We start from the raw sequence: 19,861 nt of genomic DNA on the forward strand, positions 1-19,861 counted from the left end.
CAACGCTTTTGCCGCATTCCGCACATGAGGGGTATATGACTTCTCCGCTCCCTTCCCTGTTCGCCGTCCGCGTCGACGAGCTGAACCGCTTCGTCAACGACCACGGCCGCCTCCCGAACTCCCAGGTCGGCGACACCGCTGAAGCCACCCTGGCGAAGTGGTGCCAGGCGCAGCGGAACCGAACCGAAGGCCGTCTCGGAACCATGACCGACGCCGAAGCCGACGCGCTCGAGGCGATCCCCGGCTGGTACTGGCAGGCCCCGGACGGCAGCACCGTCTGGAAGGACCGCCTCGCCGAACTGCAGGCGTTCGTCCTCACCCACGGCGACATCCCCCGCCGCCGTGGCGACACCGCCGCTGAGAAGTCACTCGCCAACTGGGTGCGCGTCCAGCGTGCCAAGAAGACCAACCCCGAGACCGTCGGCACCCTCACCGTCGAGCAGTCCGACGCACTGGAGGTGATCCCCGGATGGTGGTGGTCCGGCCAGCCGACCTCAACGTTCAAGTCCGCCGCCGACGACCTGCTCGCTTGGGTGAAGTCGACCGGCACGTTCCCGAAGGAGTACACCACCGACAAGGAGGAGCGCCGCCTCGCGTCGTTCGTCACCCGGTACCGCGACTCCTTCCGCGCCGGCACCCTCGGCCGCCCTCAGGCGGAACAGCTGGAAGCCATCCCCGGCTGGGACTGGCAGATCGCCCCCGCCGAGCAGTGGTGGGACACGTTGATCTCCGTCGCAGCTTGGGTGACCGAGAACGGACGCATCCCCCGCGGCAAGTGCGACGACGAGACCGAGCGCAAGTTCGGTCGCTGGTGCGAGCACGCCCGCCGTGCAGCGAAGCCCGGCTCCGCGTCCACCCTGAAGATGACCGACACCCGCCGCCGCGCCCTGGAGGCTTTCATCCCCGGATGGTACTGGTCCAAGTGAGTTCCCCCGCCCTCGCTTCCGCGCAGGGCGCAGCCTCCACGTTCAACGTCCGCACTCTCGACTGGGTGCCGGTCAGCGTCGGCGGCCGTCACCTGCGCGTCACCCTCGAACATGCGCTGCTGAACGCGCACACCATCGACGGGCTCGACACCCGCGACCCGCTGGTCCACGCAGCGCTCACCAGGTTCCTGATCTCCGTCGCCGTCCTCGTCTGCCGTGAAGGCGGCATCGAGGAAAGCAACGCATCCCGGTTCGTCGCTGACGGCTTCCCTCCTGCCGCCATCACCGCCGCCCTCAACCGGATCGACACCCATCTGCACCTGATCGACGACGCCACACCGTTCCTCCAACTGGCGTCACTGGACGGTTACGACCAGCTCGCCAACCCGGAGAGCAGCGGAGCCCTCCCCGCAGCGACGCTGCACCCCCGCACCCCCGGACCGGCATCGAAAGCGTGGCTGGAAGTCGCCGGAGACCATTTCAACCCGGAGTCCCTGACCCCGGCGCAGACCGCGGAGGCGTTGGTCACCAACTGGTTCTACGGATGCGCTGCGAACCTGTTCACCAGGACCACCGAAGAGAAGGACGGACCGAAGTTCCGCTCCTCCGGGTCGATCGGCATGTTCGGAGCGGACACCATCGACGGGTCCAAGTCAGGGCTGACGTTCTTCCGCACCGGGCGGACCCTGGCAGCCACGCTGCTGCTGAACATCTCCCCGAACTGGCTGACGGACGGCACCCTGCCGGCGTACACCGAACCGTTCCGAACCGACTGGGGACCAGCTTCCCTCGGCGAATGGACCTTCTCCGGATCAGCCGCCCTCGCCCAGTACGACGGAGCGGCCGGGCTGTTCACCACCGTCCTCCGCGGAGGCTTCCCCGCCCCCGAGCTCGGCGACCGGTACAAGCAAGCAGTCACCGACCAGCTCCGCTCCGCCGCCACCAACGACCCCACCCGAGTCTGGGTGGACGTCGACGGCCAGGACCAGAAGCTGTTCTCCGGCATCTCCCGCACCAGCTCCACAGCCCAGCACCTCCGAGCCTGGCATGTCGACGCCGCCACACCGAGACTCGGCCGCGGGCTGCTCTCCACCCACGGCACCACCATCCAAGTGCTGGAGGTGGCAGCCACGAACCGCGGCGCCGTCGACCCGGTGCTCGCCTCCACATTCACCGTCGAATCAGACCTGCTCGACGTCGACGCTGAACAGCTGGACGTCATCCGCGACCTCGCGAACAGCGCAGCCCGGAACCCGGAGGCGGCGCTCTTCCACGCCCTCACCGCAGTGTTCCCCGCGACGGAGAAGGACGGGCGCACCATCCGGTCCCCGCACCTGAAACCGACACTGAGGACCGCGGTCGGCCAGCTTCACTCCACGTTGGAGCCACTGCTGTCCGGAGCCATCTCCGACATCTTCGGCGGCACCGAACCGACCAGCCTCGTCGCCGACATCCAAACGGCGAAGTTCGCCGCGTTCGACCGGGCCGTTGAACCATTTCTGACCGCACGCACCATCCAGCAGATCGCCGCCGGCCGCTCCCAGTTGGGCCGCGCCATCATCGCCGACGAGCTCGACCCGTCAGATCTGACGACCACCGTCGCCGAGTACATCCGCCGTATCGGCACCGACAACTCCTACAGGTTCGACGTCCGCAACCGGGTCCCCGCCCGCCACCGGAAGCTCCCGACGGCCGGGTGGGAGCGGGACGCCGTCCTGGAAGGCTTCTCAACCCTTGCCCTCCACCCGAACCTGCAGCACGCCGCGACCCTCAGCTTCGCCCGAGCTCTGCATGTCCTCACCGAGACCCTCGACCAGGATTTCAACTCGAAGACGGGCATCCCCGCCCGCATCGCCCAACTCATTCAGACGGACGGACAGTCCGCCGTGCAGACGTTCGACAGCCTCCTCCAACGCCTGGACAAGGCCCACATCTCCGTCAACTTCCACAACGTCATCACCACCCTCCGGTACTGGGACCACCCCGACATCGACCTTCGCCGGTCGCACCGCCACGGATTCGCGTACCGCTACTTCACCCGCACCAGACAGGCCCTCGCAGCATGAACCACGACTACCTCACCGTCCACATCCTCACGGCAGTGCCGCACCATGCACGCAACCGTGACGACCGCGGCGCCCCGAAGTCACACATGGAAGGCGGCGTGCTCCGCGGCATCCTGTCCTCCTGGTCGCTGAAGCGAGCAGCTCGTGTGAAGTACGAACGAGCCGCAGCCGGCAACGTCATCTCCTTCCGCTCCCGCGCGCTCGGTGAGCACATCCTCGACCGCGCCGCACAAATCGCCGAGCAGGCGAACATCCCGTTCGACCGGGACGCCGCCAGCCGGATCGTGAAACCGTTGATCCTCGACCTGACCGTCAACATCGAACGTGCCGACAAGGCCGCTCTCGTGAAGGCGCGGAAGGCCCGCGCTCACCATGAAGCGAAAGCACCGGCCGACGCCTCCCCGGAGGAACTGGCTGAGTTCATGGCCATCTACGACGCGAAGGTCGCAGCGAAGCTGGACGCCCAGATCGACAAGGCTGAGCGTGACGCTGAAACCGCTGTGTGGCTCTCCGCTGAGGAGGTCGAAGCGATCGCCCAGGGCGTCGTCGCCGACGGCAGCACCGACAACGTGTTCAGTGCCCGTTCCTCGTCACTGGCGATCGCCGGGTTCGGGCGGATGCTCGCCCACCGCCCCGAATGGTCCTCTGAAGCGGCGATCGCCGTGTCCCCTGCTACCACCACCCATTCGATCGCGGTGGAGTTCGACCTGTTCACCACCGTCGACGACCTCATCCCCCGAGGCATCTCCCACCTGAACCAGTCCGCTCACACCACCGGCGTGTACTACCGGACCGTCACGTTCGACCGGAAGCAGCTGCAGCGCTCCTGGACCGGGATCACCGCCGACGCCGCCGACGAGCAGCTGACCTCCTTCGTCCGCACCCTCATCGAAACGCTCCCGCAAGCGGGGAAGAACAACTCTGCAGCGGAGCCGCTCCCCGCTGTCGTGATCGCCGAAACCCAGCTCAGCCGCACCGGGTACGAGTTCGACAAGCCTGTGCAGCTGGGCGCAGACGGAGGCTACCTCGCCCCGTCCATGGAACACCTGTACCAGCAGGCGCGCGCCGCCCGCCTGTACGACCCTGAGTTCTTCGGCGACACCCTGATCTCCGGCGTCAACGCCGTCGGCCACGACACCGGCATCCCCGGAGCCGACGTCGTCGGGATCCGCGGCATGGTGTCGTTCATCGTCGGTTGGGTCAAGGCGGCCGCATGAAGTCCGCCGTCATCCGGCTCGCCGGGTCCGGGCAGTCCTACGCGAGCTCCCCGTTCCAGATGAAGTCCACCGAAGGCGTGCCGACTCGCAGCGCCCTGCTCGGACTGATCGGTGCTGCTCTCGGCATCCGCCGAGGAGAAAACCCCGCCTGGTTCGAGGACCTGACCATCTGGGTGCGGGTGGACCGCTCCGGCACCGTCGAGGTGGAGTACCAGACGATCTCCGCACCGCCGGAGGATCTGGCCGAGTCCCGATCCAAGGACAAGCACGCCTCCACCCTGTACTCCGGGCCGGCACGCACCTCCAACTACACAGTCCCCCGCGGCCAGGGCGGCCGCTGGGAGGTGCGCGGAGCCACCACCATGGAGACCCGTCGGGCGTACCTGTCCGGTGCTGAGTTCATCGTCGCGATCTCCCACCCGGACGACGAGAAGGTTGCTACGGTGGCGGCCGCGCTGCGCAGCCCTGAGTTCCTCACCTACCTAGGTAGGCGCGTGTTCGCTCCCACGTTCCCGTACGCCCTCGGCATCCACGAGGGATCACCGGAACAGCTGATGGAGAAGCTGCCGACCGGGTCTGCACGTGCCGCCCTGCCGGTGCACCGGATCGTCGGAGACAAAAACTACGTGTCCGCACATGTATCTCCTGAAAGACGAACCACCCCCGCAGATCTCTGGAAAGGCTGGAAGCCGTGACCTACCTCACACGCGTCCCCGCCGAACGGATCGAGAACCACGGCGAGACGTTCCACCAGATGGTGATGTCGCTGTTCCCTGAGACCCTCCCCGGTGATGTCGGCACCAGACGCTCACAGTCGAACATCCTGTTCATGGTCGACGGGCCCAACGTCATCATCAGCTCCGACGTGCAGCCCGACCCCGACAAGCTGCCTTCCCCGTCCGCGACGATCCGTCCGAGAACAGAGTTCGCTGAAGGTTCCGTGATCAGGTTCCGGGCTGCCGTGAACCCGATAGCTCGCCGCCGAACCGGCGGTGTCCGAGTTGTCGACACCGAAACCTGGCTGGCGGAGAAGACCGCCGGCGCGCTCACCCATGTGACCGTTCACACATCCAGACGAACCACAGTCGACTCCGGCCGCTCCCCCGTGATCGTCGACACCGTCGACGGGGAAGCCGTCGTCACCGACCCCACCCAGCTCGCCCGCCTGCTCAGGACCGGGATCGGACGGCAGAAGCCGTTCGGTTGCGGGCTGATGATGGCCACAACAAAGGAGGTGGCTGCCTGATGCGCACCACACCACTCACATTCACGAAGACCGCCGGTGTCCACTACGCCCAGATCGACTACGCCCGACTGGTGAAAGCCCGCGGCGGCGTCGCAGTCGTCGGCATTGAGGATGAGGACGGCGACGTCGCCCGTCAGGCTGTCCCGATCCCCGACGGTGACGTCATCGTCGGGTTCGGGCCCAGCGCCTCCCCTACTGCCGCCGGCGCCCGCCAGCTGGCAGATCTCGGCATCCGATCCCTTTCGACCACCGGAGCTCCCGGGTTCAGCCCCGCCCCACTGGAGGATGTCACCTACGCCGTCAACCAGGCGTACCTGTTCACGAAGGTCACCGAAGGCGCCCGCCGCGTCTACGCGTTCCGTCTCGGCGACGATGGCGCCTCAGCGACAGCTCAGAAGGCGTCGCTTGCCGAGCTCGACGCGCAGCTGGTGGAGGAGGTGTACGAGAAGCACACCGCCCGGTTCCGGGTCGGACGTTTCTCCCGCACGCCCGGCGGCCGCGACTTCACCAACGTCGCGATCGACGTCGCCCAGGCGAAAGCTGTCCGGATCGCCGCGGACGTCTGCACGCTCCTGGGTGTGTCGTCCGCTCTGGGTTTCATCCACCGCGGCGACCGGCTCTCGTTCGCCTACGACCTCGCATCCGCGTTCGAGATGTCCGACGTCATCCCCATCGGGTTCCTCGTCGGCGCCCGGAAGTTCGCCGACCTGGCCGATGTCGAAGCTGTGGTCGACGAGGAGCTCCACGACCGCCGTGTCGCATCTCGGATGATCGAGGCTGTCAGCCGCATCCTGGCCTGACTGCAGGCATGAAGAAGCCCCGCCCGGAAACATCCGAGGCGGGGCTTCTTACTGCGACGGGTCAGTGGCCGCTGAGAGTCCCGATGACGATCACGATGACCACGAGGAGCGTCCACAGCGCCGCGAGGCCGAGGCTGATGTAGCCGAGGATCAAGCCGGTGAGTGCGAACTCACGCCCCTTCTCACCGGTCTCCTTGATCTGCTTCAACGCCAGGTGGCCGAAGATGACGGCAGCCAGCGAGACGAAGAACGCGGAAACGAACGACACGATGGCGAACGTGTTCATCTTCGGGGCCGAGGTAGCCTGCTCACCCGGTCGGGGTGCGTAGGCGGGAGCCGGATAGTGGGCGTACGGGGCGGGCGCCGCATCCGGGTGGATGTTCTGGTCGGTCATGTCGGGTCTCCTTCTGAGAGGTGGGAGACGGCAGCATCAGCTCCGTCCAGGAGGCAGACATGTGGCAGAGCCAGCCGAGTCACTCCGGGATCGACCGGTACCGGGACAGGATCTCGGACCCCTCGATGAACGCTTCCAGGTCGCGGATCCGTTTCCGAGCCGCTTGGATCATGCGATCAGCGTCCGGGTAGCCGGGGTCGCCCTGGCGGAGGCCGGCGAGTGTTCCGAGGAGGTGGTCGTACTGCTCCTCTGCTTCCTCGAGCTGGGCGCGGCTGTTCACAACGGCGACCTTCCCTCGGAGGCGGAGCAGCTCCTCTGTCTCCAGGAGCGCCGCACGAGTCTCCTTCTGTGCTTCGACGAGTCGCTCTTCGGCGGCAGCGACACCAGCGGCAGCAGCCTTCCCGGCCGGCTGAGCTTTGGCGTCCCGGGCCGCCTCAGAGGCCCGGTAGTGGTTGAGTGAGGCCCCGATGCTCCGGGCGCGGTTCGCGTCCATCAGCATTTCCACCTCAGCGGAAGTCGGGAGCATCTCGAACTGGCTGGTGACGGTGCGGTCCACTTCGGACTGCCGACGTTCCCCGAGCCGGCCGTCGGCCCCGCGGTTCTTCTCGAACTGGTCGGCTGCGGCTCGGCTGAACCCTTTCCATGGCATCTTCATGCCACGTAAGTGTGCGGGGTGCGGCGACTAACGGATCACCTTCGCGGTCGCTCCTGATGCAACTGTGATCGTCGGGTACCCAGACAGCGACCCGGTGACCTTCGCTGTGATCTTCTTCCCCAGCTGGGCGGTGGTCAGCTTGAAGGACGACGATGTCGCCTTGCTGATCGCGACACCGTTCGCGTACCACTGGAACTTGAACGACGTGCCGGGCGTCCACGTTCCTGTCGTCTTGGTCCCGGTCGCCACAGTCAGAGTCGAGCCGACCTTCGCGGTTCCGGAGATCTTCGGCACCCCCGAGGTGGCCACCTTCAGGGTCGCTGCAGACTTCTGGGTGATCTTCTGGTAGCCGGCAAGTGTGCCCGAGACGGCGACAGTGATCCGCTTGCCGGTATGCGTGGTGGATGGTTTGAACGACGGTGACGTCGCCCCGGTGATGGCGACCCCGTTCGCGTACCACTGGAACTTGAACGATGTTCCCGCAGTCCATGTTCCGGTGACCGCAGTCAACGCTGAGCCCACCTTCGCAGTGCCGGTGATCTTCGGGGTGGCGGTGGTCGCGACCTTGACCGTCGGCGCCGAGGTGAGAGGAGCAGCTGCGGCGTACCCAGGGAAGGTGGCCGACATCCGCACTGTCACAGTCTTGCCGGCGGCGGCCGAGGTCAGAGGGAAGTTGAACTTGGTGGCTCCGGGGACGGCGACGCCGTTCAGCAACCACTGGTACGTCTTCGTAGCCCCGACCGGGTAGACGTCGGTTGCGGCCGCCAGAGTTCCACCGACACGCACTGTCTGGCTGATCGTCGGGCGGAGGATCGTTACGACGCCCTCTTTGAACGGACGGATGGAGATGCCGGTCGTTTCCTTGCCGGTGTCGACGCGGATGCTCCGGGCTTCAGTGATGGAGGTGATGCCGTAGTCTCCGGCGGCGTACGTGCTCGGGTAGCCGGTGAAGGCGTCGTCCGCACCAGCCGATGCGTACACCTTGTAATTACCGGACCACAGCCCGGACGCCAACCAGCTTCCGTCGGCTTCTGCCCTCACCGTGGTGACCGGGTCACCTTCCGGAGTCACGACGTTGATGTTGCCGGTGATGGGAGCCAGGACACCGTCGACGATTGCGTACAGACTCCCGCTGATCGCCGCTCCAGTCATGTACACGCCGTTGATGTTGATGGCGTCAACCCCGGGGGTGACGATGATCGGGGTGGCCGTGGACATGGTGGTCTTCGATCTCCACCATTGCGTGGCCATGGCCCCTGGGGTGCTGGTGTAGCCGCTGAACCGCACCTTGTACGTTCCAGCCGGGAGGGTGGCCGTTTGCCACTTGCTGCTCAGCATCGACGGGAAGGCGACAACGTCTCCCGCTTCATTGACGACGAGTATCGACACTCCAGAGACTGTGTTGCCGTTGCTGGTGGTGAACTTCCCGCTGATCTTCGCTCCGCGCTTCAGTGTGAAGTCGAGGAGGGAGGTTCCCGCGGCGAAGTTGGTGAATGCAGCCTTCTCCTTGGTGGTGGAACCGTCTGAGGCTTGTGTGTAGATCGGGTCTTGCGACGACGGAGCGGCGTACCAGAGGAAGTACGAGCCGGGCAGCAGGTTGCTGACGAAGTACTGCCCCTTCGAGTTGGTGGTGACATACCTCGGGACGGACTGGTCGGTCTTTGCGATGACCTGAAGTCTGACTCCAGCTGCCGGAGTGGGAGCCTCAGCGCCGACGCCCTGGGTGAGGACGGTGCCGGTCAAAGTCGTGTACGGGGTGTCCGATGCGGCCGCCGGCACGGCGGTCAAGCCGACAAGCAGAGCAGCGAGTGCGGTGATGGCCGCGAGTTGCGCCCGCCCCCGACCGGGTTGTGATCCGTAGCTCATGGTTTCCGATCTGTTCGAGAGCTGGTCTTCATCGACGCTCGCCTGTGCACCAGCATGGTGGCCGCGATCGGGCCGACACTCGAGTGTTCCAACCCAATGTCCCACGCCATCATTTCCTGGCCAGCACCCCAGTTCGGGATCGTGACCCAGCGTTGGTGGAGATGGAACCCGACACCACGTAAGTGTGCGGGTCCGCGCATGTAGGGTGCATGAGCATGCACGCCCCCTCAATCGACCGGGGTGACCGAGTCATCGCGGTCGCCGGAGATTGGCATGCCAGCACCGCCTGGGTGAAGCAGGTGATCCCAAAGATCGCCGCCGCGGGCGTCCGCACAATCCTCCACGTCGGTGACTTCGGCTTCTTCCGAGGCTCGACACCCGCCGACCACTACCTCGACACCGTCTCCGCTCTCTGTGCGAAGCACGACATCGAGATCTGGGTAACCGACGGGAACCACGAGGACCACGCCTGGCGTCTGGAGCTCGAAGCTGCCTACCGCGGCCGCCCGGCACCGCTCCGCCCGCATGTGTGGCTGCTGCCCCGGAACTTCCGGTGGACCCACGCCGGCAAGTCGTTCCTGTCGTTCGGCGGCGCCCCATCCGTCGACTACGCCAACCGGTTCCCCGGCCGCGACTGGTGGTCCGAGGAGGTCGTCACCGAACGCCAGGTCGATGAAGCGATCGCCGCCGGCCACGCCGACATCATGGTCGCCCACGACTCCCCGAACCCGTCAACCTCCACCATCGACCTGATCCGTGCTGGCAACCGCGGCAACTGGCCTCTGAAGGCGCTCGCGTACGCCGCTGAAGGCGAATGGCGGGTCACTCGCGCCTACGATGCGGTGCAACCCGACCTGTTCGTTCACGGCCACTACCACGAGGACGACGCACGCTCCTTCGACGACGGTCGCACGATCGTGTCGCTGAACCGCGACCGGTTCGCCGGCAACGTCATCATCGTCAACCTGGACACCCTCGATTACGAATGGTTGGACGTGCCCGGAGCTCAGGGGTACGTGCGGAAGCTGAAGAACTGGGACGCGGCGTTCCAGGTGGACCCGGAGTCTTGATCAGGGCCGGTCGTCCTCGGATGGCTCGTTGTCAGCCCATCTAGCGAGCTGCGCACGGATCCCGTCCACCTCAGTGGAAGCGTTCTCGTAGTCGCGGTCCGCGACTTTGCATGCGGACAGCGATGTCGTGATCTGCAGCATCTTCCGGCCGTAGTCCAAGTCTGAGGGCGCCATCGGCTCAAGCGCTGCCTTCAGCTCTTCGTGGGCCGCGTACCGTTCCTTCTGCAGGGCGCGGGATTCGGCGGCGTCGATCATGAAGTTGTTGAGCAGCGCTTCGAACAGAGCGCGGCGGGCAGTCAGCGCAGCCACTTCGGCGGCTTCGTTCTCGGCGGTCTGACGCTTCAGTTCGGCGCCCTTCCCGCGGAACCATTTCTGCTCCTGGGTGTCGGTGAGGTTGCGTGAGGTCCTCCCCCAGTTGTCCCACTGCTTCCACCGATCTCGGCCGAGACGTTCCATCGTCTCCGGGGAGATGCGGACGGCGGGCGTCTGGAACTGGTCCGTGACCGCACGGTCGGGGTCCTCGTGTGTGCGAGCTCCGAGATGGCCGGTTCGCTTGTCACGTCGAGCCTCGAACCCGGCGGCAGCTCCACGGGAGAAGCCGTTCCATTTCCGTTCCTGTTTCACCATTCCGCCTAGGTGTGTGGCCCGACGATCGCCACATGCCCTACAGACACCCCGACAGAAAGCACCGCCATGACCGCCGCCACCATTCCCGCTGAGAACCTCTCCGCACTTGTCGTCCTCCGCGACGACGAGGAGATCATCGCCGAGATCGCCGAAGCCCTCTACCCCGGCTCCGAAAAGCTGGTCGGACTCAACCGCGCGTACGTGATTGGGCGCGCCGAAACGGTCTGGCACGACACGGTCGACCAGTTCATCGCCGGCACGGCACAGCTCAGCACATGCGTTTGCAAGGGCGGCTGCCCGACCTCCGCAGCGGCGTAACCGACAGCCGGGCTCCCAGCCCGCGCATAGGAACAGTGACGCGGATGCCCTGATGGCATCACCCGCCGCGGACACTTTCCCAGGAAGGCACCACCATGAGCAAGCTCACCACCGCACTCACCGCCGATCTCACCGCCAAGCTCGACGCGAAGCAGACCCAGGGCCTCGCGATCAGCGTCGCCGCGTTCTCCGGCTTCATCGGCATCGCCGGCGGCCTCATCGGAGGACCGGCGTACATCCTGTCCCTCGCCGGTCTGTTCGGAGGCCTCGTCGCGCTCCGCATCGCCGGCCCGAAGGACGCGAAGTCGTTCCGTCTGTACCGCAACGCCAAGGCAGCTTCGTAACTGCAGCTGTCGACGAAGCCCGGTAGGGGTTCCTGCCGGGCTTCGGGCCCGCCCGCCACATGTCTTGAGGGCATGACAACCGAACGTGACGGCGCCGCTACCAGCCGAGAAGACGCGATCAAGATCCACCTGCAGGGCGCGCTCCGCGGTGACGTGTACGACGAATGCGGAACCCTACTGATCACCGTCACCCCGGCATCGCCCACGAGCGAACCAGCGGCGACCAAGAAGGGCGTCAAGGACTACGGGTTGGGCATCGATGAACTCCCCGAACACGACATCAACGTCCACGCACGCAGTTGGTCCGAGCTGACCGACACCCAGAAGTTCCTGTACTCACTCATAGAGGACACCCAATCCGCATGACCCTTGATACGACCCCGCACAGTTACGCCACCTGGTACATCAAACCTCTCGGCGACCGCTGGCTGCACACCGAAGCCGTTGCAGCGAAGGTGGCAGCCGTCGCCCCGCTGCTGGGCTTGCGAGAGTTCGAGCAGAACCTCGCCGTCGGCATCGCCTGGCTGCACGACCTCGGATACGCGTTCCCTGACGTCCACCCGTGGCATCCACTCGCCGGCGCCCTCTACCTCCGCGAGAACTGGAACGCATCCATCGCCGGGTACGTCGCATGGCATTCAACAGCCGAGCATGAAGGGCCGATGCTCGGGTACGGCGCCGAGCTCATGGAGTTCGAACGCCCACACAACCTCATCCAAACCGTTGTCGACTGGGCCGACATGACCACCGGGCCGAGAGGGGAAGCATTCACCCTCCAAGAGCGGCTCGCCGAGATCGGCAACCGGCACGGCAAGGACTCCACCCAGTACAACGGCATGGTCGCTTCATTCGACCGGTTGAACACCGGCCGGAAGATCATCCGCCGACTCGTCACAGCCTGACAGCGTCGCGGCGAGGCCGCTCGCCACATGTCCCTTCAGCACCCGCCCCGATTAGGAGACTCCTCTTGACCGTCCCCACCCCCTACGAAGACCTCCTCGCTGACGTCCTCGCCAACGGCACCCACAAGACCGACCGCACCGGAACCGGCACCACATCGGTGTTCGGCCGGCAGATGCGGTTCGACCTGGCCGAGTCATTCCCGCTGATCACCACGAAGAAGGTCCACTGGGCGTCCGTCGCCTACGAGCTGCTGTGGTTCCTCCGCGGCGACTCCAACGTCCGATGGCTGCAGGAGCGCGGCGTCCGAATCTGGAATGAGTGGGCGGACGAGAACGGCGACCTCGGGCCCGTCTACGGCGTCCAGTGGCGCTCCTGGCCCACCCCAGACGGCGGGTCCATCGACCAGATCACCAAGGTGATCGAGCAGATCCGCACCAACCCGGACGGCCGCCGCCACATCGTCACCGCCTGGAACCCCACCGAGATCGACAACCAGGCGCTCCCGCCCTGCCACGCCCTCTTCCAGTTCTACGTCGCCGACGGCAAGCTCTCCTGCCAGCTGTACCAGCGGTCCGCCGACATGTTCCTCGGCGTCCCGTTCAACATCGCCTCCTACGCACTCCTCACCCTGATGGTCGCCAAGCAGACCGGCCTGGAGCCCGGAGAGTTCGTCTGGACCGGAGGCGACGTCCACATCTACGACAACCACCGCGAACAGGTGGAACTGCAGCTGTCCCGAGACGCACGCCCCTACCCGACGGTGGAGATCGCCGACCGCGGCTCCATCTTCGACTACGAGTACGACGACTTCCAGGTCGTCGGCTACGACCCCCACCCCCTCATCCGCGGCGCTGTCGCCGTCTAATCCCGACCAAGGACCTACCCCATGACTGACACCATCGACATCACAACCGACGAGAAGACCGCCAAAAAGGCGAAGCGGAAAGCCCAGAGACGCGCACGAGCGAAGCGCCGCGCCATCCTCGAGCTGGTCGTCGCCGGGATCCTGCTGGCCTCCTCGATCCTCTTCGTGGTGCAGATCATCACCGGCGTCTACAAGCCAGTGTCGATCGAAGTGCCGGCACCGTTCATCTACGTGATCGTCGCAGCATGCGTGTACGGATTCACGCTGACCGGGCGGGACAGAAGGCGCTACTGAGATCACGGGGCCGGCGCCGAAGGTCGCTATCTGCAGCCTTCGTTCCACCTGTTCACTCGCCACATGACTCCTCGATGACCCGGCCTGTTCGGCGGGCTCCCCGACCCAGAGGAACCCCATGGCAACCTACGAGCTGAGCAGCGAACTCGTCGAGAGACCCACCAACTTCATCAAATGGCCGCTGTTCGCGTTGATGGCGGTCGTGTCCGGGCTGGATCTTTGGGTCCTGGTCGGTGAGCAGACGGTGTCGTCTGACACTCCAGGCCCGATCTCGCTCACCTCCATCCACCTGACGGTCACCCTCGCGATCCTCTGGGCGTTGTTCCCGGCGGCAGCACTCACCGCATGCGTGAACGGATTCTTCCGAACCGGTGAAGTCACCAGCGGCATCTCGAACCTCTCCGCGTTCTTCATCAGCTTCGGCATCGCCATCCTCGTCACCTTCGGAGTGACGATCGCGTACATCACCGCACCCATCCCGGTGCTCCTGGTGCTCCCGATCGTGTGCGTCGGCCTGATCCTCATCGAAGTCGGACTAGACCGTGCGGAGCGCCGCTCCGACCGCGCGGCTGTCGCCTAGAACTCCTCCTGCTGAGCAACCATGACGCACCGGCCGCTTCGCGGACTCATCCAGCGAGGCGCCCTGGCCGTCGGTGCTCCGTTGCTGCATGGCGCGACGATGCCCGCCGCATTCCGGGCCCAGCTCGACGAGCTCCCTGAAGCGGTCTCCATCATCCACTTCGTCCTGATCGGAACCTCCGCTGTCACCGTCGCCGCGGTCACCTTCTACTTCGTGAGCCTGCGCCGGCGCGGGCGGAGCCTCCCGCTGCTGTCCAGAACCTTGATCTCAGCCGCCGTCGGCATCGGCTGGATCCCCATCGGATACGTCGGCGCCATGCTCGGTGACCTGAGCGTCACAGCCAACGCAGCAATCGCCCTCGCCATGGCGATCATCACCTTCATCCACGTAGCCCAACACCTCGAACACCGGAGCGAACCTTGAACATCCGCAACACCACCACCGAAGCCCATCACCCGTGGCCTGACGGGGTGCTCGTCCAAGGCGGCGGTCACGGCATAGTGTTCCGCCGTGACGGCGGTAGCGCCTACAACACTGCGTTTGTGGAGGCGTTCCCGGAAGGGACGTTCATCCGCGGTGAAGGCGCGACCATCGAAGAAGCTGAGGACGCCGCCTGGGCGAAATACCAGCAGTACGTCAGCTGCCCCACCCATGAATGGGAGCCGCGCGGTTACGTGAACGGCGCAGGGTTCTGCAAGCACTGCAACCAGTTCGGCTCCAAGGTGTTCACCCCGGAGCAGCTCGGCCTGCACTGCCACGTCTGCGGCATTCCCACCTACTGGTCATCAGCCGGCGGTAAGTTCTTCTGCCCGGACCACGAACTGTCGGTAAAGGAGTCCCGGGAGCTCGACGAAGCCGCCGGAGTTGAGCGCGGACCGCTGCAGCGACTGCTGGACGCGATGCGGGAATCGCAGGAGTGACCCGCCACATGCCCTAAGGGCATGGACAGCATCGCCGCGTACCGGAAGTCAGCAGACCTGCAACGCCGAATCGGGATCCCCGTCGGTGTCGGAGCTGGGATCCTGATCCTCCTCCACATCCTCCTCTGGCCGCTGGCTCTCCTCTCTGTCAGCGCTGAGCCTGGGGACGAGGGGTTCCTCCTGGCGGCGTTGATCTGGAACGGCAGAGATGTCGTCGGCTTCCTCTTCTCCGTCCTCGGCGTGTACTTCATCGCCTCCCGCCGGTTCAACCAACCGAAGTGGGGCGTCCCGATCGCCCTCGGGTTCGCGCTGGTCCTCGGCGGCGCCCTCGGTGTTCTGTGGACGATCTTCGGACCCAGCATCTACGGGCTCGCGTTCGACATCCTTCTCGCTGTGATGCTGTGGAAGCGTGTGAACGCTGACCGACGCGCTGCCAAGAAGTACCGCCAAACACACTGAGGCCCATGCCCCAAGCGAGCGTGTCAAACGCGCTGATCCACCACACACTTAGTCCAGCATGAACAACTCTTCCAACCGCCCGCGCGGCAACACCGTCCACGTGACCACCGATTCCGGAGTCAAGGCTCTCCAGAACGACGGCGCTTGGGCACCGCAACAGCTCTCCACCCCGGAGATCGCACCGCTCACCGCCAGCCTGGACGCCGACTCGTACGTCGACGCTGTGGTTGAAGCCCGTGACGCGGCAGCGCGCTACTACTACACCGATGTCGAGTTGATGACCGACCGGGAGTACGACCTGCTCGTCGCCCAGATCGCCGCGTACGAGGCTGCGCACCCGGAGGTGCAGCCGAGCGGACTCAACACCAAGGTGGCCGGCGGCATCCTCTCCACCGGCGACGTCGTCCATGACACCCCGATGCTCTCCCTGGACAAGGCGAACACGATCGCTGAGGTGCAGTCGTTCCTGGATCGGGCAGCCGCAGCCGGCTCCGCTGTGGTCGCAGAACCGAAGCTGGACGGCATGGCCATCAACGTCACCTACGTCGACGGGACGCTCACCCGGGTCGGAACCCGCGGAGACGGCCAGTCCGGCGAGGACATCACCGACCGGATCAAAGCCATCAGCCCAGCGAACCTCCCCGAGTCCCTGCCATACGAAGGCCGCGTGAATGTCCGCGGTGAGCTGCTGATGACGTCAGAGGACTTCGCCACGTCGAACGAGAACCGGAAAGCTTCCGGGAAGCCAGCGTTCGCGAACCCCCGCAACGCCACCGCCGGATCAGTCCGGGCGGAGAACCTCGGCTACCAGGTTGCCCTGAGCTTTGTCACCTACGACATCGTGTCCGCAGACGGAAGCGAGCTCGCCCCCGCCGCCGGCCTCCTTCCCGCGTCCGCGATCAGCTTGGGTTCGCCCGACGGGGCAACCGTGCTCGAGCAGCTGACCGCGTTCGGTGAGCACCGCCGCGACGACACCTTCGGCTACCCGACAGACGGCATCGTCCTGAAGATGACGGACCTGGATGTCCGCGACACTCTCGGCACCACCTCCCGCGCACCCCGATGGGCTGTCGCCTACAAGTACGAGGCGGAGACCGCTGTGACGAAGCTGCTCGGCATCGAAACAGCTGTCGGCCGCACCGGCGCGATCTCATTCACCGCTGTCCTCGAACCCGTTGAGGTGGACGGCTCCGTCGTCGGCCGTGCAACCCTGCACAACGTCGGGTTCATCCGCGACAACGACCTGCGCATCGGCGATGACGTCGAGGTGTACAAAGCCAACGACATCATCCCCCGCGTCGTCCGCTCCTTCCCGGAGAACCGCAGCGCGGACTCTGAGCCGTGGACCCCTCCGACCACCTCACCGAACGGCAGCCCCCTGGACACGTCCGGGGCGATCTGGCGGACCACAGACCCATCCGAGTCCCTCGGGTCGCTGCTCGCGTACGCCACCTCCCGTGACGTTTTCGACATCGACGGGTTCGGCACGGAGCTCGCGGACGCACTCGCCAACCACCCGGACGTGGAGGACCTCGGCGAGCTGTTCGAGATGACCGAGGATGAGCTCGCGATGCTGCCCCTGGACAACGGGCAGCGGTACGGCGCCGTCCGCGCCGCGAAGGTGTACGCCGGCATCCAGAAGGCGAAGGAGCAGCCGCTGAACCGGGTCATCACCTCCCTCGGCATCCGGAAGTCCGGCCGCACGTTCGGGCGCCGCCTCGCGAACCACTTCGGAAGCATGGAGGCGATCCTCAACGCCACCGAACAGGACTTCTACGCCGTCGAAGGCGTAGCCGGCGAACGCGCCCGCCTCTTCTACGAAGGCTTCCAGAACAACCGCCACGTCATCCACAAGATGCAGGCCGCAGGCGTGAAGATGCAGCACGCAGCCGCCTCGGCACCCGCTGGCGACAGCGGCGGTGCAGCCCTCACCGGGAAGACCGTTGTGGTCACCGGTGCGATGACCGGCCCGCTCGCCTCACTGAACCGCAACCAGGTGCAGGAGCTCATCGAAGCGAACGGCGGCCGCGCCTCCGGTTCCGTGTCGAAGACGACGAGCCTGCTGGTGTGCGGCGAGCCGGGTTCCTCCAAGTACACGAAGGCTGTCGCCCTGGGTGTCCCGATCGTGACGCCGGAGGAGTTCGCGGCGATGCTCGGCGTCTAGGCTGCGGCAGGAGGGTGACGCGCTCCGAGTTCCGGTGGCGTGTCACCCTCTGTAGTCTCCGCCACATGCCTTGAAGACATGACGGAGACACAGAGCACCGAGCTTGAGCCTTCTGGTGTCGACCCGTCATCGTCCGCTGAAGCACTCCGCACCTTCCACCAACGGGTCGCCGTCGCCGGCCTGATCTTCCTGATTGCGGCCATCGCCCTCGAGGCTGCGTTCCTCAATTCCGGCTCTGGGCTGATGTGGCTTGTCGGCTGGATCGCCGCACCGATCTGTGGTGTCGCGGCCATCAACTGCCTCTTCTGGTTGCTATGCCGTCGGCTGTTCATTGGAAACGAAAGCTGGATGCTTCTCCCCGTTGTGGTTCTCGCTCTGGCGAGTTTCGGAGGCGTCACCTGGCTGGCATTCGCACAGATCAACCTGTTCTTCAGCATCCACTTCTGAGAGAAGCATGACCGCAATCAACCTCATCTGGGCCCAATCGGTGGCCGGTGTCATCGGTGTCGACGGCCGCCTCCCCTGGCACCTCCCGGAGGACCTCGCTCGCTTCAAGGAGCTCACGGCTGGTCACGCTGTGGTCATGGGCAGGAAGACGTGGGAGTCCCTGCCTGCGAAACGCCGCCCCCTGCCTGGCCGACGCAACATCGTCCTCACCAAGACTGTCGACTACGAAGCGCCGGGCGCCCTGGTGGCGCAGTCCAAGATCGGCGGCATCCTCGCCGCGCACGGTGACGACGTCTGGGTGATCGGCGGTGCGGAGATCTACCAGCAGTACAAATGGCATGCCGACCGTATCGAGGTGACGGAGATCGACGTCACCGTCGACGGTGACGCGTTCGCTCCGGAGATCCCGCCGCACTTCAAAGCCGATCGTGGTGAGTGGCTGATTAGCGCTGGCGGGTTGAGGTACCGGTTCGTCACGTACACGCGTGCTGAGGCCGGGTATCCCGGTGTGATGCCGTTCCATCAGCAGTGATGAGTTCGTCCCCAGTTCGCGGCTGACGGCGGCGCGTGCGCCCACCGCTGTCGGACGTGCTGGCTAACGTCTTGAGCTGCGGCCACGGCGTCGCCACATGCCCGCCAGATGCCACCCACCGTCGGGCCGAACCGAAAGCGAGCCAGCGTGCCTCTCCCCTCCTTCCGCGCTCTCCCCCGCAAGAAGAAGGTCGCAGTTCTCGCAGCCGCTGGCGTCCTGGTTGTCGCGGCGGTCGCTGTCCCGGCGGCGTTCATGGTCGCCGCCCCTCACACCTCGCCTGCCGCCGCGGCCGCTCCTGTCCCGTCGGTGTCGCCGTCCGCAACTCCGAAGGCGTCTGCCTCACCGAAGCCGACGGCCACCGCTACTCCGACCCCGTCTGTCGTTCCTGTCGCTCCGGTCCCAGCTCCGGTGGAGGAGGTCGTGGAGGAGCCCGCCCCGGATCCCGTCGAGGAGGCCGTTCCTGCACCAGCGCCCGCTCCCGAGCCGGCACCTGCCCCCGCTCCCGCACCAGCTCCTGCCCCAGCTCCCGCTCCGGCCCCGTCCTGCACGTATGACTGCTGGCACGGTGAGCCGGCTGACCACACCACTCATCTGACCACCTGGGGGAACTGGTCCGCGTCCTGCGACGGCATCGAACTGTACTCACAGGAGACAGATCCGGGCAGCGGCATCATCGTGGACCCTACCGGCTTCGATGAAGACGGCTCGGGGAGCATGAAGGACATGCTCTACACAACCGTCACCTACCCGGTCATCGACTCCGGGTGGGGTGTGACGGTGTACGTCTGCGGGTAGGCAGTATCGGTTGCTACCGCGCATGAAGGTGGTAACCGAAAGGAACCACCCTCATGACTTTGACTGACGAGCAGGTCGTCTCAGCGATCCTCGACGTGTTCATGGACGCTGACAGCGACCAGGACGCTGTACTGATGGCTGCACTGGACACCCACTTCTCCTTGGGTTCGCTGGCGCAGTTCGTCGCCGATGACCTCACCTCCTACGACGACCTCGACATCATCGACCGGGATGAGTTCGCGACTCTGGTGTGGCGGAAGGTTGTCGCGGAGAGCGTCGACGCTGACGAGGCCCCGTTCCGTGAGCTGTCGGAGGACGACGAGCAGATCTAGCCGCTGTCTGCCGCTCCGAGTAAGGTCGGGGGCACCTTCGA

General features: G+C 65.7%; 26 protein-coding genes. 22 read left to right on the forward strand and 4 right to left on the reverse strand.

Going from position 1 to position 19,861, the window contains the following annotated elements:
* Nucleotides 1-35: 35 nt before the first annotated feature.
* The 6 genes from ASF30_RS12215 to ASF30_RS12240 are packed head-to-tail and all read left to right on the forward strand — an operon-like array spanning nucleotide 36 to nucleotide 6,255.
* On the forward strand, nucleotides 36-926 hold the full coding sequence (locus ASF30_RS12215; RefSeq protein ID WP_055906801.1) for a helicase associated domain-containing protein: 891 nt from the start codon (nucleotides 36-38) through the stop codon (nucleotides 924-926).
* On the forward strand, nucleotides 908-2,992 hold the full coding sequence (locus ASF30_RS12220; protein WP_162240760.1) for a type I-E CRISPR-associated protein Cse1/CasA: 2,085 nt from the start codon (nucleotides 908-910) through the stop codon (nucleotides 2,990-2,992). The genes ASF30_RS12215 and ASF30_RS12220 overlap by 19 nt, the downstream gene beginning before the upstream one ends.
* Nucleotides 2,989-4,209 (forward strand): type I-E CRISPR-associated protein Cas7/Cse4/CasC, encoded by a 1,221-nt coding sequence (locus ASF30_RS12225; RefSeq protein WP_055906807.1) that lies wholly within the window; start codon nucleotides 2,989-2,991, stop codon nucleotides 4,207-4,209. Before ASF30_RS12220 ends, ASF30_RS12225 begins: the two co-directional genes overlap by 4 nt.
* On the forward strand, nucleotides 4,206-4,904 hold the full coding sequence (gene cas5e / locus ASF30_RS12230) for a type I-E CRISPR-associated protein Cas5/CasD (protein WP_055906810.1): 699 nt from the start codon (nucleotides 4,206-4,208) through the stop codon (nucleotides 4,902-4,904). Before ASF30_RS12225 ends, cas5e begins: the two co-directional genes overlap by 4 nt.
* Entirely contained in the window at nucleotides 4,901-5,455 is a 555-nt protein-coding gene (locus tag ASF30_RS12235; RefSeq protein ID WP_055906813.1) for a type I-E CRISPR-associated protein Cas6/Cse3/CasE, read from the forward strand. The genes cas5e and ASF30_RS12235 overlap by 4 nt, the downstream gene beginning before the upstream one ends.
* A complete protein-coding gene (locus ASF30_RS12240; RefSeq protein ID WP_055906816.1) occupies nucleotides 5,455-6,255 on the forward strand; it encodes a hypothetical protein in 801 nt (266 codons plus the stop codon). Before ASF30_RS12235 ends, ASF30_RS12240 begins: the two co-directional genes overlap by 1 nt.
* Nucleotides 6,256-6,316: 61 nt before the next feature.
* On the opposite strand, the gene ASF30_RS12245 is transcribed toward ASF30_RS12240, so the two are convergent.
* The 3 genes from ASF30_RS12245 to ASF30_RS12255 all read right to left on the reverse strand — a co-directional run bounded on the left by ASF30_RS12245 (nucleotide 6,317) and on the right by ASF30_RS12255 (nucleotide 9,170).
* The gene (locus ASF30_RS12245; protein ID WP_055906819.1) at nucleotides 6,317-6,649 is read right to left on the reverse strand and encodes a DUF4190 domain-containing protein; all 333 of its coding nucleotides are present in this window, start codon (nucleotides 6,647-6,649) and stop codon (nucleotides 6,317-6,319) included.
* A 79-nt stretch (nucleotides 6,650-6,728) separates the two neighbouring features.
* Nucleotides 6,729-7,304, reverse strand: coding sequence for a hypothetical protein (locus tag ASF30_RS12250; RefSeq protein WP_157497325.1), 576 nt, complete (start codon nucleotides 7,302-7,304; stop codon nucleotides 6,729-6,731).
* A 27-nt stretch (nucleotides 7,305-7,331) separates the two neighbouring features.
* Nucleotides 7,332-9,170 carry a hypothetical protein gene (locus ASF30_RS12255; protein ID WP_055906825.1) on the reverse strand — a complete coding sequence of 613 codons (1,839 nt, stop codon included), beginning with the start codon at nucleotides 9,168-9,170 and terminating at the stop codon, nucleotides 7,332-7,334.
* 215 nt (nucleotides 9,171-9,385) lie between these two features.
* Here ASF30_RS12255 and ASF30_RS12260 point away from each other — a divergent pair, with 215 nt between their 5' ends.
* Nucleotides 9,386-10,240 (forward strand): metallophosphoesterase family protein, encoded by an 855-nt coding sequence (locus ASF30_RS12260; protein WP_162240761.1) that lies wholly within the window; start codon nucleotides 9,386-9,388, stop codon nucleotides 10,238-10,240.
* Here the strand turns inward: ASF30_RS12260 and ASF30_RS12265 are convergent, their stop codons facing one another.
* The gene (locus tag ASF30_RS12265) at nucleotides 10,241-10,867 is read right to left on the reverse strand and encodes a hypothetical protein (protein ID WP_055906831.1); all 627 of its coding nucleotides are present in this window, start codon (nucleotides 10,865-10,867) and stop codon (nucleotides 10,241-10,243) included.
* Between the two features lie 66 nt (nucleotides 10,868-10,933).
* On the opposite strand from ASF30_RS12265, the gene ASF30_RS12270 reads away from it, so the two are divergent.
* The 15 genes from ASF30_RS12270 to ASF30_RS12340 all read left to right on the forward strand — a co-directional run bounded on the left by ASF30_RS12270 (nucleotide 10,934) and on the right by ASF30_RS12340 (nucleotide 19,820).
* Entirely contained in the window at nucleotides 10,934-11,185 is a 252-nt protein-coding gene (locus ASF30_RS12270; protein ID WP_055906834.1) for a hypothetical protein, read from the forward strand.
* 95 nt (nucleotides 11,186-11,280) lie between these two features.
* Nucleotides 11,281-11,529 carry a hypothetical protein gene (locus ASF30_RS12275; protein WP_055906837.1) on the forward strand — a complete coding sequence of 83 codons (249 nt, stop codon included), beginning with the start codon at nucleotides 11,281-11,283 and terminating at the stop codon, nucleotides 11,527-11,529.
* 72 nt (nucleotides 11,530-11,601) lie between these two features.
* A complete protein-coding gene (locus tag ASF30_RS12280; RefSeq protein WP_055906841.1) occupies nucleotides 11,602-11,895 on the forward strand; it encodes a hypothetical protein in 294 nt (97 codons plus the stop codon).
* The gene (locus ASF30_RS12285) at nucleotides 11,892-12,431 is read left to right on the forward strand and encodes a hypothetical protein (protein ID WP_055906844.1); all 540 of its coding nucleotides are present in this window, start codon (nucleotides 11,892-11,894) and stop codon (nucleotides 12,429-12,431) included. The genes ASF30_RS12280 and ASF30_RS12285 overlap by 4 nt, the downstream gene beginning before the upstream one ends.
* A gap of 65 nt (nucleotides 12,432-12,496) precedes the next feature.
* Nucleotides 12,497-13,297: a thymidylate synthase gene (locus ASF30_RS12290; protein ID WP_055906847.1), complete on the forward strand. Its 801-nt coding sequence runs from the start codon at nucleotides 12,497-12,499 to the stop codon at nucleotides 13,295-13,297.
* Between the two features lie 21 nt (nucleotides 13,298-13,318).
* Nucleotides 13,319-13,591, forward strand: a complete 273-nt coding sequence (locus ASF30_RS12295) for a hypothetical protein (protein ID WP_055906850.1) — start codon at nucleotides 13,319-13,321, stop codon at nucleotides 13,589-13,591.
* 118 nt (nucleotides 13,592-13,709) lie between these two features.
* Nucleotides 13,710-14,171: a hypothetical protein gene (locus ASF30_RS12300; RefSeq protein ID WP_055906853.1), complete on the forward strand. Its 462-nt coding sequence runs from the start codon at nucleotides 13,710-13,712 to the stop codon at nucleotides 14,169-14,171.
* A 99-nt stretch (nucleotides 14,172-14,270) separates the two neighbouring features.
* Entirely contained in the window at nucleotides 14,271-14,594 is a 324-nt protein-coding gene (locus tag ASF30_RS12305) for a hypothetical protein (protein ID WP_157497327.1), read from the forward strand.
* Entirely contained in the window at nucleotides 14,591-15,091 is a 501-nt protein-coding gene (locus ASF30_RS12310; RefSeq protein WP_157497329.1) for a hypothetical protein, read from the forward strand. Before ASF30_RS12305 ends, ASF30_RS12310 begins: the two co-directional genes overlap by 4 nt.
* Before the next feature lie 21 nt (nucleotides 15,092-15,112).
* Entirely contained in the window at nucleotides 15,113-15,550 is a 438-nt protein-coding gene (locus ASF30_RS12315) for a hypothetical protein (RefSeq protein ID WP_055906863.1), read from the forward strand.
* Between the two features lie 58 nt (nucleotides 15,551-15,608).
* The gene (ligA, locus tag ASF30_RS12320; RefSeq protein WP_055906866.1) at nucleotides 15,609-17,714 is read left to right on the forward strand and encodes an NAD-dependent DNA ligase LigA; all 2,106 of its coding nucleotides are present in this window, start codon (nucleotides 15,609-15,611) and stop codon (nucleotides 17,712-17,714) included.
* A gap of 78 nt (nucleotides 17,715-17,792) precedes the next feature.
* Entirely contained in the window at nucleotides 17,793-18,161 is a 369-nt protein-coding gene (locus ASF30_RS12325) for a hypothetical protein (RefSeq protein WP_055906869.1), read from the forward strand.
* A gap of 7 nt (nucleotides 18,162-18,168) precedes the next feature.
* Nucleotides 18,169-18,693, forward strand: coding sequence for a dihydrofolate reductase (locus ASF30_RS12330; RefSeq protein ID WP_055906872.1), 525 nt, complete (start codon nucleotides 18,169-18,171; stop codon nucleotides 18,691-18,693).
* Between the two features lie 147 nt (nucleotides 18,694-18,840).
* A complete protein-coding gene (locus ASF30_RS12335; RefSeq protein WP_157497331.1) occupies nucleotides 18,841-19,488 on the forward strand; it encodes a hypothetical protein in 648 nt (215 codons plus the stop codon).
* Between the two features lie 53 nt (nucleotides 19,489-19,541).
* On the forward strand, nucleotides 19,542-19,820 hold the full coding sequence (locus ASF30_RS12340; RefSeq protein ID WP_055906878.1) for a hypothetical protein: 279 nt from the start codon (nucleotides 19,542-19,544) through the stop codon (nucleotides 19,818-19,820).
* Nucleotides 19,821-19,861: the final 41 nt, after the last annotated feature.

This window comes from Leifsonia sp. Leaf264, assembly GCF_001422325.1.
Classification (GTDB): domain Bacteria; phylum Actinomycetota; class Actinomycetes; order Actinomycetales; family Microbacteriaceae; genus Orlajensenia.

What these genes read in the sequence shown, in the direction of transcription:
- ASF30_RS12215 (WP_055906801.1), top strand. Translation starts at nt 36, where the DNA reads ATGACTTCTCCGCTCCCTTCCCTGTTCGCCGTCCGCGTCGACGAGCTG.
- ASF30_RS12220 (WP_162240760.1), top strand. Translation starts at nt 908, where the DNA reads ATGGTACTGGTCCAAGTGAGTTCCCCCGCCCTCGCTTCCGCGCAGGGC.
- ASF30_RS12225 (WP_055906807.1), top strand. Translation starts at nt 2,989, where the DNA reads ATGAACCACGACTACCTCACCGTCCACATCCTCACGGCAGTGCCGCAC.
- cas5e (WP_055906810.1), top strand. Translation starts at nt 4,206, where the DNA reads ATGAAGTCCGCCGTCATCCGGCTCGCCGGGTCCGGGCAGTCCTACGCG.
- ASF30_RS12240 (WP_055906816.1), top strand. Translation starts at nt 5,455, where the DNA reads ATGCGCACCACACCACTCACATTCACGAAGACCGCCGGTGTCCACTAC.
- ASF30_RS12245 (WP_055906819.1), bottom strand. Translation starts at nt 6,649, where the DNA reads ATGACCGACCAGAACATCCACCCGGATGCGGCGCCCGCCCCGTACGCC.
- ASF30_RS12250 (WP_157497325.1), bottom strand. Translation starts at nt 7,304, where the DNA reads ATGAAGATGCCATGGAAAGGGTTCAGCCGAGCCGCAGCCGACCAGTTC.
- ASF30_RS12255 (WP_055906825.1), bottom strand. Translation starts at nt 9,170, where the DNA reads ATGAGCTACGGATCACAACCCGGTCGGGGGCGGGCGCAACTCGCGGCC.
- ASF30_RS12260 (WP_162240761.1), top strand. Translation starts at nt 9,386, where the DNA reads ATGCACGCCCCCTCAATCGACCGGGGTGACCGAGTCATCGCGGTCGCC.
- ASF30_RS12265 (WP_055906831.1), bottom strand. Translation starts at nt 10,867, where the DNA reads ATGGTGAAACAGGAACGGAAATGGAACGGCTTCTCCCGTGGAGCTGCC.
- ASF30_RS12270 (WP_055906834.1), top strand. Translation starts at nt 10,934, where the DNA reads ATGACCGCCGCCACCATTCCCGCTGAGAACCTCTCCGCACTTGTCGTC.
- ASF30_RS12275 (WP_055906837.1), top strand. Translation starts at nt 11,281, where the DNA reads ATGAGCAAGCTCACCACCGCACTCACCGCCGATCTCACCGCCAAGCTC.
- ASF30_RS12280 (WP_055906841.1), top strand. Translation starts at nt 11,602, where the DNA reads ATGACAACCGAACGTGACGGCGCCGCTACCAGCCGAGAAGACGCGATC.
- ASF30_RS12285 (WP_055906844.1), top strand. Translation starts at nt 11,892, where the DNA reads ATGACCCTTGATACGACCCCGCACAGTTACGCCACCTGGTACATCAAA.
- ASF30_RS12295 (WP_055906850.1), top strand. Translation starts at nt 13,319, where the DNA reads ATGACTGACACCATCGACATCACAACCGACGAGAAGACCGCCAAAAAG.
- ASF30_RS12300 (WP_055906853.1), top strand. Translation starts at nt 13,710, where the DNA reads ATGGCAACCTACGAGCTGAGCAGCGAACTCGTCGAGAGACCCACCAAC.
- ASF30_RS12305 (WP_157497327.1), top strand. Translation starts at nt 14,271, where the DNA reads ATGCCCGCCGCATTCCGGGCCCAGCTCGACGAGCTCCCTGAAGCGGTC.
- ASF30_RS12315 (WP_055906863.1), top strand. Translation starts at nt 15,113, where the DNA reads ATGGACAGCATCGCCGCGTACCGGAAGTCAGCAGACCTGCAACGCCGA.
- ligA (WP_055906866.1), top strand. Translation starts at nt 15,609, where the DNA reads ATGAACAACTCTTCCAACCGCCCGCGCGGCAACACCGTCCACGTGACC.
- ASF30_RS12325 (WP_055906869.1), top strand. Translation starts at nt 17,793, where the DNA reads ATGACGGAGACACAGAGCACCGAGCTTGAGCCTTCTGGTGTCGACCCG.
- ASF30_RS12330 (WP_055906872.1), top strand. Translation starts at nt 18,169, where the DNA reads ATGACCGCAATCAACCTCATCTGGGCCCAATCGGTGGCCGGTGTCATC.
- ASF30_RS12340 (WP_055906878.1), top strand. Translation starts at nt 19,542, where the DNA reads ATGACTTTGACTGACGAGCAGGTCGTCTCAGCGATCCTCGACGTGTTC.